General features: G+C 60.4%; 10 protein-coding genes. 2 read left to right on the top strand and 8 right to left on the bottom strand.

Going from position 1 to position 12622, the window contains the following annotated elements; genetic code table 11:
* Positions 1-6: 6 nt before the first annotated feature.
* Complete coding sequence (lptM, locus tag CLU91_RS18585; RefSeq protein ID WP_100875315.1) at positions 7-189, top strand: LPS translocon maturation chaperone LptM; 183 nt, start codon at positions 7-9, stop codon at positions 187-189.
* On the opposite strand, the gene CLU91_RS18580 is transcribed toward lptM, so the two are convergent.
* The 5 genes from CLU91_RS18580 to CLU91_RS18560 form a co-directional block, all read right to left on the bottom strand.
* Entirely contained in the window at positions 186-839 is a 654-nt protein-coding gene (locus CLU91_RS18580; protein WP_100875314.1) for a sulfite oxidase heme-binding subunit YedZ, read from the bottom strand. The two genes, lptM and CLU91_RS18580, sit on opposite strands and share 4 nt — an antisense overlap.
* Before the next feature lie 9 nt (positions 840-848).
* Positions 849-1826 (bottom strand): protein-methionine-sulfoxide reductase catalytic subunit MsrP, encoded by a 978-nt coding sequence (gene msrP / locus CLU91_RS18575; RefSeq protein ID WP_100875313.1) that lies wholly within the window; start codon positions 1824-1826, stop codon positions 849-851.
* A 103-nt stretch (positions 1827-1929) separates the two neighbouring features.
* Entirely contained in the window at positions 1930-3081 is a 1152-nt protein-coding gene (ccsB, locus tag CLU91_RS18570; protein WP_100875312.1) for a c-type cytochrome biogenesis protein CcsB, read from the bottom strand.
* A 64-nt stretch (positions 3082-3145) separates the two neighbouring features.
* Positions 3146-5242, bottom strand: coding sequence for a cytochrome c biogenesis protein ResB (locus tag CLU91_RS18565; protein WP_100875311.1), 2097 nt, complete (start codon positions 5240-5242; stop codon positions 3146-3148).
* A 185-nt stretch (positions 5243-5427) separates the two neighbouring features.
* Positions 5428-6099: a c-type cytochrome gene (locus CLU91_RS18560; protein WP_070221697.1), complete on the bottom strand. Its 672-nt coding sequence runs from the start codon at positions 6097-6099 to the stop codon at positions 5428-5430.
* 186 nt (positions 6100-6285) lie between these two features.
* On the opposite strand from CLU91_RS18560, the gene yihA reads away from it, so the two are divergent.
* Entirely contained in the window at positions 6286-7035 is a 750-nt protein-coding gene (yihA, locus tag CLU91_RS18555; protein WP_100875310.1) for a ribosome biogenesis GTP-binding protein YihA/YsxC, read from the top strand.
* Positions 7036-7096: 61 nt separating this feature from the next.
* Here yihA and CLU91_RS18550 read toward each other — a convergent pair whose 3' ends face one another.
* The 3 genes from CLU91_RS18550 to CLU91_RS18540 all read right to left on the bottom strand — a co-directional run bounded on the left by CLU91_RS18550 (position 7097) and on the right by CLU91_RS18540 (position 12546).
* The gene (locus CLU91_RS18550; RefSeq protein WP_232730796.1) at positions 7097-7999 is read right to left on the bottom strand and encodes a hypothetical protein; all 903 of its coding nucleotides are present in this window, start codon (positions 7997-7999) and stop codon (positions 7097-7099) included.
* A gap of 267 nt (positions 8000-8266) precedes the next feature.
* Entirely contained in the window at positions 8267-11377 is a 3111-nt protein-coding gene (locus CLU91_RS18545; RefSeq protein WP_100875309.1) for an efflux RND transporter permease subunit, read from the bottom strand.
* Positions 11374-12546, bottom strand: a complete 1173-nt coding sequence (locus CLU91_RS18540) for an efflux RND transporter periplasmic adaptor subunit (protein WP_100875308.1) — start codon at positions 12544-12546, stop codon at positions 11374-11376. The genes CLU91_RS18545 and CLU91_RS18540 overlap by 4 nt, the downstream gene beginning before the upstream one ends.
* Positions 12547-12622 lie beyond the last annotated feature (76 nt).

The raw sequence follows: 12622 nt of genomic DNA, 5'->3' as shown, positions 1-12622 counted from the left end.
CTAATCGTGAAGTCATCCTCAGCGTTTTATATCGGCACCGCCATTGTGGTTTCCAGCGTCCTGGCGGGCTGTGGCCAGCCCGGCGCCCTGTACCTGCCCAAGCCGCCAGCGGCCAAAGGCGCACCCGCCAAGGGCCCCGTCGAACCGGCCCCCGTGCCGCCGCCACCGGTCATCGTGCCAGCGAGCTAAATCGAGCGTACCGGGGTGGCGGCATTCGCTGCCCTGGCGCTCTTCTCACGCTTGCTCCAGGCGAAATAAACGCGTATTAACAGCAGTAGCGCGACGATGCTGCCGAACAGTATCGGTTGCGCGAAGTTATTCTTGCCCGCCTTCATCCACCAGAAGTGCAAAATGCCCAGCGGCGCGATGATGTAAATCAGCCGGTGCAACCACTGCCAGCGCTTGCCACCGAGGCGCTTGACCATGCCGTTCGTGCTCGTCACGGCCAGCGGAATGAGCAAGACGAAGGCGATGAAACCCACCGTGATGAATGGCCGCTTGAGCACATCCTTCCACATTTCCTGCACATCAAAAAAGTGATCGAACCATAAAAACGTGGTGAAGTGCAGTGCCGCGTAGAAAAACACGAACAGGCCCAGCATGCGCCGCAGCTTGATCAGCCAATTCCATTGCGTGAACCGGCGCAAGGGCGTGACAGCCAGGCTGATGCACAGGAAATACAGGGTCCAGTCGCCCGTGCCGCGCGTGATGAATTCCAGTGGCTCCACCAGTTGCCCCGTGTACGTGAGCCAGACCATGCGGGCAAACGGCAGCAGCGCCAGCAGAAAAACCAGGCTTTTGAATAGCGACAATTGTCTCGGCGTGGGGTTGAGGGCCATGGTCTTTCCTTAAAAGAACTTCTTCAGATCCATGCCCGCGTACAAGGAAGCGACATCGTTGTAGCCATTGAACATCAGGGTCTTGCGCTTGCGCGCGAGAAACCCGTCCTCGCCGATGCGCCGCTCGGAAGCTTGCGACCAGCGCGGATGATCGACGTTCGGGTTCACGTTCGAATAAAAACCGTATTCGGACGGTGCTGACAGGTTCCACGACGTGCGCGGCTGCTCCTTGACGAAACGGATCTTGACGATGGATTTGGCTGACTTGAAACCGTATTTCCATGGCAAGACCATGCGCACCGGTGCACCATTCTGGTTCGGCAAGGTTTCGCCATACATGCCCAGGGTCAGCAGCGCCAGCGGATGGTTCGCTTCATCGATGCGCAAGCCTTCCGTATACGGCCACTGCAGCACGCGGCTGCCCACGCCCGGCATCTGCTTCTTGTCGGCCAGGGTGATGAATTCCACATACTTGGCATTGCCCGTCGGCTCGACCTTCTTGATGATTTCCGAGAAGGAATAACCGACCCAGGGGATGACCATCGACCAGCCTTCCACGCAGCGCAGCCGGTAGACACGCTCTTCCAGCGGCGCCAGTTTTAACAGCGCATCGAGATCGAGGGTCATGGGCTTCTTGACCTCGCCTTCAATGCTGACCGTCCACGGCCGCGTGCGCAAGGTGCCCGCGTTTTGCGCCGGGTCGCTCTTGTCCGTGCCGAATTCGTAGAAATTGTTGTAACTGGTGGCGTCTTTATAGGCCGTCTGCTTGTCCAGCGCCGAATAGGCGGGATTCAATTTGGCAGCCAGCTTGGGATTGCTGCCTTGCGCGAACGCTTCGCGGCTGGCCATTTCCAGCAAGGCCGCACTGGACATTGAGCCCAGCGCCACTTGCTTGATGAAGCTGCGGCGCGATTCAAACACGGCGCGCGGCGTGATTTCGGAAGAATACGGCAACTCGATGCCGTTGGGACTGCGCTTGATCAACATGGCGGCTCCGGAAAAAGGTGATTGGATCTACCTTACACCAGTTTTTCCGGGCCGTTCATGACGCTTCTGTCATGCAAAAAAAACGTTACTAAAGTGCCTACTTTTACAGTTTTCCGTAAGAATGCAGGCCCGAAAGGAACATGTTGACGCCCAAGAAGGCAAACGTCGTCACCAGCAAGCCCACCAGCGCCCACCAGGCGGCGACGCGGCCGCGCAAGCCCGTCATCAATCGCATGTGCAGCCAGGCCGCATAGTTGAGCCAGACGATCAGCGCCCACGTTTCCTTCGGATCCCACGACCAGTAGCCGCCCCACGCTTCGGCCGCCCACAGGGCGCCCAGGATGGTCGCTACCGTGAAGAAAGCAAAGCCCACGGAAATGGCCTTGTACATGACGTCGTCGAGCACTTCCAGCGAAGGCAGGCGGTCGACCAGGTAGCCGCTCGATTTGAGCAGGTAGGCTGCCGCCACCATGGCCGACAGGGCGAACGTGCCGTAGCCGATGAAGTTGGCCGGCACGTGGATCTTCATCCACCAGCTTTGCAGGGCCGGTACCAGCGGCTGGATTTCGGCCGCGTCGCGCGTGACCGTGTACCACATCAGGAACACCACGGCTGCCGAAATGACCAGCATGACGAAGGCGCCCAGCTGGCGCGTCGCATAATGCTGCTCGTAGTACAGGTAGAACATGGCCGTGATCAGCGAAAACAGGATAAACACTTCATACAGGTTCGACACGGGAATATGGCCCACGTCGGTGCCGATCAGGTAAGACTCGTACCAGCGCACCAGCATGCCCGTCAGGCCCAGGACCACGCCGGCCCAGCACAGCAGGGAACCGACGGACGAACCGAATTCCGAGCGCGCCACCAGGCCGATCCAGTAGAACAGGGTCGACAGCACGAAAAGTGTGCCCATCCACAGAATGGCGGACTGGCTCGACAAGATGTATTTCAGGAAGAATTTCTGGTTCGCCATGTCCAGATGACCGGCGTACAGCTCGATGGCGAACAGCGACAGCACGGCCGCCACGGGGATCAGCCAGCGCACGGGCTTCCAGTACCAGCCCAGCCATGCAAACGTGGGCGCCGCGGCCAGCAAGATGGCCTTTTCATAGATATCCATGAAGGCGCCAAAGCGCATCAGGCCGAACAGGGAGGCGGCCAGCAAGCCGGCGCCATACAGCCAATCGATCAGGCTCAGGCGCTTGAAAAATCCTGGTTCCTGCGTATATATTTGCTTGTTTGCCAATTCCATCATTTTCTCCATTCCCGGCGACGCGCAAGCGTCCCGAAACTCAGCCAATCCAACTCAGCGCAGCTTACGCCGATTGCGGCAGCTTTGCCTTCAAAGTCTCAAATTCTTTTTCAAAATCCAGGGTCTTGCGTTGCGTGCTCATGGCCATCAGGGCCTCGCTGCCGCCCTCGCCATCCTTGATCCACACCCACAGGCGGCGTTCGCGGATATAGAACATGGAAAATACGCCGATCACGAGGAACAAACAACCGAGGTAGACCACGCTCTTGCCTGGCGAACGCGTCACTTGCAGTACGGACGCCTTGATTTCCGTAAACTCATCGAGCTGCAGATACACGGGCGCGCCATAGAAGAAGCTGTCGGACAGCGCATTCGTGGCCAGCTGCAGGAAGCGGCCGTGCTTGTCATCGGCCTCGATGGCTTTCAAGCCATCCTGGGCGCGCGCCGCCTGCCACAAGTCCCACAGGCTGCCATTGAGAATTTTCATGAAGATATCGGCCGCTTTTTCCTGCTCGGCCGCAGGTACTTTCTCCAGGAAACGTGAAATGGCGAGGAAACCACCCTCTTGTCCATTGCCGGCAAAGATGCCCAGGCTTTTCGCCGCCGATTCCTGCAACTGGCCGCGCAGGGCTTCCGCGTTCGCCTGCGGCATGGCGCGCGCCGCATAGCGCGTGGCGGCCTGCTGGCGCAGCGCGGGATCTTGCAGCGCGGCACGCAAGCGCATCCATTCCGTCACGCTGTAATTGTCGTCGGCGGGAATGCGCAGGAAGCTGAAGGCATCGCTGGGGTTGATGCGCATGCCGGCCAGGAAGACGGTGGCGCCATCGACCGTGACGGGCTGCATGTAGTTCTGGTACTCGCGCGCCTGGCCCGTCTTGTCGCGCAATTTGTATTGCACCGAAGGACCGACGTTCTTGAGATCCTTGTTGTTCGCGTTCTTCGCGGCCGAACCCAGGCGTTTGTCGAGGCCGACGGCAAATTTATCGTTAAAGCTTTCCGCCTTGCTGACGGCGCGCACATCCTGGCCCGCGCTGAGGTTTTCCACGTTGAAGGGGCGGAAACCCGACCATTCCACCGTGTAGGAATTGCCATCGCTGCGCTCGAGCGGCGTGCTGCCGCCCACTTCGCCGCCGATATCGAAGCGTTTCGTCGTCTTGCCCGTCATGGGAAAACCCGTCAACTTGAGCTTGCTGCCGCCATCCTCAAAGCTGGACTGGTACAGGGCCAGGCCCTTGTACAGCAGCGGCTGGTTGACTTTGATGGTGGCAGGGAAGGTCTCGCCCGTGACATGGTCGGTGATGACGACATCGCTGGCGAACAGCTTGGGCATGCCGGTGCTGTAGAAATCGATGTGGAATTTTTTCAGCAGGATGGTGATGGGCAGATCCTGGATCAGCACGCCATCGGCCTGGGGAATGATGGCCGTGTTGCTCGACGAGCCTTCCGGGATCATGGTATTGCCGCGGAAAGTAGGGTTCGACAGGCTCAAACGGTGCTGGGCGGGAATGTCGGCGATCACGCCGCTGCCGGAAAACGGCGTCTTGCCGAAGAACCATTGTTGTATGCGGATCGGCATTTCCGAATCGAGCAAGCCGCCCACGCAGATGATGACGATGGCGCCGTGGGCAAAGATATAGCCCCATTTATTGGCCGCGCCGCGCTTGGCGGCCACCAGGGTGGCGTTCTCCTTTTCCACCACCTTGGAACCGTAGCCGGCGTCCTTCAGGCGCATCACCATCTGCTGCGCCAGTACGGCGCGCGGCAGCGGCGCCTTCCATTCCAGCTTGTGATGGAAATTGCGCAACGATTGTTCGCGTACGGTTTCGCGCCAGCTGCGCATATCCTTGAGCATCTTCGGCGCATTGCGCACGATGCACAGCGAGGTCGAGGCGACGAGGAAACCCATGATCACAAGGAACCACCAGGCCGAATACACGGAATACAGGCTCAGCTTGTCAAAGACGGCGAACCAGAACGGACCGAACTGATTGACATAATTGGGCATGGGCTCGTTCTGCTTGAGCACGGTGCCGATGATGGACGCGACGGCGATCAGGGTCAGCAGGCTGATGGCAAAGCGCATCGACGAGACCAGCTCGACGAATTCAGCCAGGCTGCGGCGTTGGGTCTTTAACTCGATTCCGGTCGTGCCTGTGCTCATACGTGGATACTCATACGGGATATGCAATCTTCAAGAAAATGTGGCATGGAGCAGAGTGTTTCTGCGCGCAAGGCGGCAGCATACTCCAGTTTTGGCCCTTGCCATAAAAAAGGGCAGCCTGTTGAGACGGCCGCCCTCGTTCATGCGCGCTGCTGCGCCTGGCAATCTCTTGCCACTATGAAAACTTACTTCAGGCCGGCGATGTAATCGGCCACGGCGGCAATCTCGTCATCCGACATGCGGGCGGCGATGGTGTGCATTTGCGCGCTGTTCTTGCGGGCGTCAGCCTTGGTGCTGCGGAACATCGTCAGCTGGGCCACCGTGTAGTCCTGGTGCTGGCCGGCGATGCGCGGATACTGGACGGGAATGCCATTGCCCGTCGCGCCATGACAGCTGGCGCAGGCAGCAACTTGCTTGGAAGCAATGCCACCACGGTAGATTTTCTTGCCCAGGTCAATCGTATCCTTGTTTTTCGCGGCGCCCGGCTTGGACAGCTGCGCACCCAGGTAGGCGGCGATATTCTTCTTGTCGGCGTCGCTGAGCATCTTCGCGTACGTCGTCATGACGGGCTGGTTGCGCTCCGGCGTGGTGAAATCGACCAGTTGCTTGTAGATATAGCTTTCGTGCTGGCCGGCCAGCTTCGGGTTGACCGTGATGGTCGAGTTGCCGGCCGCACCATGGCAGGACACGCAGGCAGGCAAGCCGCGCGCCGCATCGCCATCGGCGTACAGGGTCGCGCCCTTGGCGGCATCGGCCTTGACGGCCGGTTTCGGTGCTTCGACCGCGGAGGCAGTTGCCGATACAGCCAGCAAAGCGAGCAGCATGGATTTGAACAACGGTGAAAACGCACGATTCATTCAGGCACCCTGAGACAGTGAGAAATTAGTGGTGGACATTGCCGCGCGCCTGAGATTTTTGATTTATTTTCAGGGCCGCAAGCCGCATCGCTGCTACGCCGGCAACAATTAACAATCCCTTATTGTACAATAGCTTCTTGGCGTTATCGCTCCCTTATCGCTCCATTTTGTTGCTTTACTACTCCCATGTCAAAACTCTGGCAAGCCCGCTTCTTTACGACCGTCAACCAATTGCGTGACCTGCCCGATACCACGGTGCCGGAAATCGCTTTTGCCGGCCGCTCCAATGCCGGTAAATCGACCGCCATCAACATCTTGTGTAATCAGAAAGGCTTGGCGTTCGCCTCCAAGACACCTGGCCGTACCCAGCACATCAACTACTTCTCCATCGGCGGCGCCCATGTGGCGCAGCACCGCAAGGATGCCACCATCGTCGAAGAGATCGAATGCCTGCTGGTCGACTTGCCCGGCTATGGCTACGCGGAAGTGTCGGGCTCGGCCAAACTGCACTGGCAGCGCCTGCTGGGTGACTACGTGCAGCGTCGCGAGCAATTGGCCGGTTTGATCCTGATCATGGATTCGCGCCGTCCGTTCACCGACCTGGACATTCAAATGCTGGAATGGTTCGCGCCGACGGGCAAACCGATCCACTGCATCCTGACGAAAGTCGATAAGCTGAACCGCAATGAATCCGTGAATGCCTTGCGCCAGGCGAAAGCCAAGCTCGACAGCTACGTGGATGAAGACGGCGTCGGCTTCCCGTTCACCGTGCAACTGTTCTCGGCCTTGAAAAGAGTCGGCATCGACGAAGCCAACGACAAGATCATGGAACTGGCCGGCATCAGCGAAGATGGGGCGGCCCAGATGGTCGAACTGATCGACATGGAAGACGACGTGGAAGCGGCGCCGGGCACCGAGTCGGATAAACCGGCCTGAGCATCATCAGCGCCGTATGACAAAAAGGCTGCCCGGTCACACCGCGCAGCCTTTTTAATTTTTAGCGCCGTCCTGGCCGCTTCTCGGAAAAGAATTCCTGGCGCAGGAAGGCAGTCAGCTCGGCCGTGTCTTCCACGCGGGCGCTGAGGTTGACGTTACGCCCCAGGCGCCGCGATTCCCAGACGAAGTCGCCCGGCTTTTCGGCACGGATCAGCTGGATCATCTTTTTCACGATGGCCGTTTCGATATCGGGCTCATTGCCCAGCTCGACTTTTTCCTGCTTCAGCCAATTGCGCTTGAAGTTGCCGTTCCAGCCCTTGAATTTGACTTCCGCGCTGAACGAGGTCTGGTTGACGATGGAAAACACGCCGCCCGAATCCTCGCGGTCGCTGCCGGAATTGCGCCCCTGTGCGCCGGCGATATTCGCCTTGGCCACGCGCATGGCGCGGTCATTCTCGCTTTCCTCGGCCGGCGGCGTGGGATTTTGCGCCTCGCGCTGTTTGCGCCGCTGCTCGATCATCGAACTCATGTCTTCAGCCGGTGGCGGCGGCAACGGCACTTTCGACACCAGCGGCGGCGTAAACGTTTCCAGTTTTGGCTTGTCGCGCGGCACGTCTTTCGTCACCACGCGCTTGCTCGGCGCCGGCGGCGGTTTCACCTTGGCCACTTTCGTGTCCTTCGGCTTGGGCGTGGGTTTCGGTTGCGGCTTCGGTTGCGGCTTGTCTTTCAGGGGCGCGATGTAGACCATCGCGCTTTCCTTCTTCGGCGGCGGGATCTTTTCGATCTTGTCGCTGCGCAACAGGACATACGCCGCCAGCAGCACGTGCAGCAAGACGGACACGCCAAGCGCCACCTTGCGCGTGGTGCTGGTCCTGGACCCGTAGGCCGGCAGTGGCTGGATCACTTGCCCGCAGGTGGGGCAAACATCGGAATCGGCAGCCAACAAATGGGTCGTGTCATGCAAAATGAATCGTGCTTTCTGTGTAGCGAAGAAATAACATTACAGGGCAGCCATAGTGCCAGAGTCCCTTGCTTTTGGGAACACTTCCTCGGCCTTTCCAACCCGAAGCCTACAGGATAGCGACATTCCTTGCAGCGCTGACCAGAGTACCCGAGCCGCCCCTTGACGGTTGTTACCGTATGTATCACTGCCCATACAAAACCGGCGCCCCATTCACGCAGGAATGGGGCGCCGGCCACGGGTCAACGGGTCAACGGGTAACGCACGCGCTCAAGCCTTGTTGTCGAGTGCCACCAGTTGCTCGTCCGTCACCGGCCCCGTGCCGCTGTACTTGTCGAGGAACAAATAGATGACGGGCGTGATGAACAGGGTAATCACTTGCGAAAACAGCAATCCACCGACCACGGCCAGGCCCAGCGGCTGGCGCAGCTCGGCGCCGGCGCCTAGGCCCAGGGCGATCGGCAAGGCGCCCATCAGGGCCGCCGCCGATGTCATCATGATGGGACGGAAACGCAGGATGCACGCCTGGCGGATGGCCTCGGCCGGCGCCAGCCCGTCGTTGCGCTGCGCATGCAGGGCAAAGTCGATCATCATGATGGCGTTTTTCTTGACGATACCGATCAGCATCAAAATGCCGATGATGGCGATCATGGTCAGGTCCATGCCGAACAGGCGCAGGGTCAGCAGCGCGCCCACGGCCGCCGATGGCAAGCCGGCCAGGATGGTCAGCGGGTGGATATAGCTTTCATACAGCACGCCGAGCAGCACATAGATCACGGCCAGCGCGGCGATGATGAGGATGATCTGGCTCGACTGCGAGCTCTGGAACACGGCCGCGTCGCCGCCGTAGCGCGTGATGATGGAGGCCGGCAAGCTCATGCCCTTGCCCATTACGTCGATCTTGCCCGTGGCGACACCCAGCGGCACGTCCGGCGCCAGGTTGAAGGAGATCGTCACGGCCTGCAACTGCCCCTGGTGATTGACGGACGTGGGGCCTATCGTGCGTTCCACGTAGGCAATACTTGACAATTTCACCAGTGCGCCCGTCTTGCTGCGCACGGACACGCGCGTGAGCGCATCGTCATACTGGCGATCCGCCGTGGCCGCTTCCAGGATCACGTAATAGCTGGCCGCCGACGAATAGATGGTCGATACTTGCCGCTCGCCAAAAGCGCTGTACAGGGCCGTGCGGATATCGGACATTTGCACGCCCAGCAGATTGGCCTTGTCGCGGTCGATCCGCAGCGAGGCCTGCAAGCCCTTGATCTGCGAATCGCTGGTGACGTCGCGGAAGGCGGGATCGGCGCGCATGCCGGCAATAAACTTTTCCGCCCAGTCATTCAAGGCGTCGGGACTGACGCTTTGCAAGGTGTACTGGTAGCGGCTCTTGCTCTGGCGCCCGCCCAGCTGCAAGTTTTGCACGGGCCGGAAATACACGGCCATGCCGGGCACGGTGCCCGCCGCGCGGCGCAGGTTTTCCAGCACCACCGGCATTTTCGGCCGTTCGCTGCGCGGTTTCAAGACCATGAACATGCGGCCCGTGTTGCCGCCGCCGACGAACGAGGTCACATCCTGCACGCTGGGGTCCGCCTTGAGCACGGCCGCCACGCGCGCCTGCAAATCCTGCAATGCCGCGGATGAGATGTCTTCCGACGCTTCCGTATTCACCTGGATCTGACCCAGGTCTTCCTCGGGGAAGAAACCTTTCGGAATGGTCGCGTACAGCAGCACCGTCAGGGCAAAAGTGCACACGGCAACGAACAGCACCACGTTGCGGTGCGCCAGTGCCTTGTCGAGCAGATGCACGTAGCCGTTGCGCAATGCCGTGAAACCCGCCTCGAAGTGGCGGCCGATGAAGGTTTTTTCGCCATGCGTGGGGTCGCTGTCATTGTGCTCGCGCGAATCGGCCGGCAGGAAGCGGCTGGCCAGCATCGGCACCAGGGTCAGCGACACGACGGCAGACACCAGCACGGCCAGCGAAACGACGACGGCGAACTCGTGGAACAGCAAACCGATCACGCCCGGCATGAAGAAGATGGGGATGAACACGGCCACCAGCGAGACGGAAATCGAGATGATGGTAAAGCCCATCTCCTTCGCCCCTTCCAGGGCCGCGCGTATCGGTTTCTTGCCCATCTCGATATGGCGCACGATGTTTTCCAGCACCACGATGGCATCGTCGACGACGAGGCCCACGGCCAGGGTGATGCCCAGCAGGGAAACGTTGTCGAGACTGTAGCCGAGCCAGTACAGCAGGGCCAGGGCGCCGAGCAGCGAGATCGGCATGGTGACGGCGGGAATGAAGGTGGCGGCCGCGCGGTGCAGGAACAAAAAGATCACCAGCACCACCAGCACCACCGTCAGGGCCAGGGTCAGATTCACGTCGTGGATGGCTTCGCGGATCGACAGCGAGCGGTCGTTGACCAGGCTGATCTGTATCGACTGCGGCAATTGCTCCTTGAAGCCAGGCAGCAATCGGCGCACGCCATCGACCACTTGCACGGTGTTGGCATCCGGTTGGCGCTGCACCATCAGGCTGATCGAGCGCTCGCCATTGAAACTGCCGACGGCCTTGATCGATTGAAAGCTGTCTTCCACCTCGGCCACGTCTTTCAGGCGCACGGGCTGGCCGTTGCGGCTGGCGACGATCAGTTCGGCAAAATCGGCCGCTTTCATCATTTGCGGATTGCCCTGGATGGTCAGGGTCTGGCTGGGGCCGTCAAGAATGCCCAGCGGGGAATTCGTGTTCGAGGTGCGCAAGGCAATGGCCAGTTCGTCCATCGTCAGGTTGCGCGCATTCATCAGGTCGGCACGGGCGCGCACGCGCACGGCAAAGCGCTTCTGGCCATTCACGATAACCTGGGCCACGCCAGGCAAGGTCGACAGGCTCGGCGCGATCAGGTTTTCCGCATAATCGTTGAGGTCCGACAAGTTCAGCGAGGGTGACGTCATCTGGATGAACAGCACGGGCGCATCGGCCGGATTGACCTTGCGGTAGGACGGCAAGTCCGTCATTTCCGTCGGCAACTGGCGCTGCGCGCGCAGCAGGGCCGCCTGCACGTCGACGGCCGCCTCGTTGACGTTGATGCTGGCGTCAAACTCCAGGGTCAGCGAAGTATTGCCCAGGGTACTCGTGGACGTGATCAGGCTGAGGCCAGAAATGGTGGAAAACTGCTTTTCCAGCGGCAAGGCCACGGACGAAGCCATCGTTTCCGGGCTGGCGCCGGCCAGGTCGGCGCTGACGTTGATGACGGGCGTGTTGTAGCTCGGCAAGGCGGCAACGGGAATTTGCAGGTAGGCCAGCACGCCAGCCAGGATGATGGAGAGGGACAGCAGCACCACCATGACGGGGCGGCGGATGCTCAGTTCGGACAGGTTCATGCTGGCTTGCCCTGCGCTGCGGCGGCGCCATCGGCAGCCTTGTGTTTTTCCACCAGGCGCACCTTGCTACCCGGACGCAAGTTTTGCTTGCCATCGACGATGACTTTTTCATCGCCGGCCAGGCCGGTGACGACGGCATTCGGTCCAAATGCATACACGCGGGCAATCTTGCGCATCTTGGCCGTGCTGTCCGCCTCCATCGAGTACACGAAGGTGCCGGTAGTGCTCGTGATGATGGCGTTTTGCGGAATCACGAGCGCATCCTTGAGGGTGCGCACGGTCAGCTGCGTATTCACATACTGGCCAGGCCACAAATCGGTGCCGCCATTGTTGAAACGGGCCTTGACCTTGATCACGCCCGTGGCGGGATCGACGGCATTATCGATGAAGTTCAGTTTGCCGTCGAGCTGCTTGCCGCCCGCGTCCGACAGCAGCGCCTTGACCGCCACCTCGCCCGCCTTCTGCGCCGCCAGCAAGCCCGACAGACTGCTTTCCGGCAAGGTGAAGACCACGTCGATCGGGTCGAGCTGGGTGATGCTGGTCAGCGAAGTAGTCGGCTGCACCAGGCTGCCCGCGTAGACATTGATGGCGCCCACCCTGCCCGCCTGCGGCGCGCGCAGGACGGTGTAGCTGGAATCGACCTGGGCGGCGCGCAAGGCGGCCTGGTCGGCGGCCAGCAAGGCACGTGCCGCGTCGAGCTGGCTTTGCAGGGTATCGACGGCACCCTGGGCGATGAAATTCTTGCTCAGCAAATCCTGGTTGCGCTTGAGCTGGCGCTCGAAGTCCTGCACCGAGGCGCGGTCGCGCAAGACCTGCGCCTGCGCCTTGTCGACGTTCGCGTGCTCGCTGCGCGCGTCCAGCGTAAACATCAGCTCGCCCTGCTTGACGAACTGGCCTTCGCGGATGTGCACCTTGGTGATCGTACTGGTCGTCTGTGGATGCAGGTCGACGCTGCTGATGGGTGTCACGCTGCCATTGGCTTGCAGCAGCATCGGTACATCCTGTCGCAGCGGCACCACCACGCTCACCGTGGCCGGCCCCTGTCCGCCCTTGCCCCCTTTGCCCTCCTGCCCACCGGCCGCTTTGCCTGGCTGATGATTGAAATACCAGATGCCGCCACCGATACACAGGGCAGCACCCACAAGGATTGCCAGGCTAGTCTTTTTCATTGTTCTGTCACGCTGTTGCAGCGCAGGGCTGCAGGTTGAAGGTAGTTGCCAGGGGGGCGTAAAGCACAATATTGTC

This window comes from Janthinobacterium sp. 64, from assembly GCF_002813325.1.
GTDB lineage: Bacteria > Pseudomonadota > Gammaproteobacteria > Burkholderiales > Burkholderiaceae_D > Janthinobacterium.
This window is presented reverse-complemented; position numbering and strand designations above follow the sequence as displayed.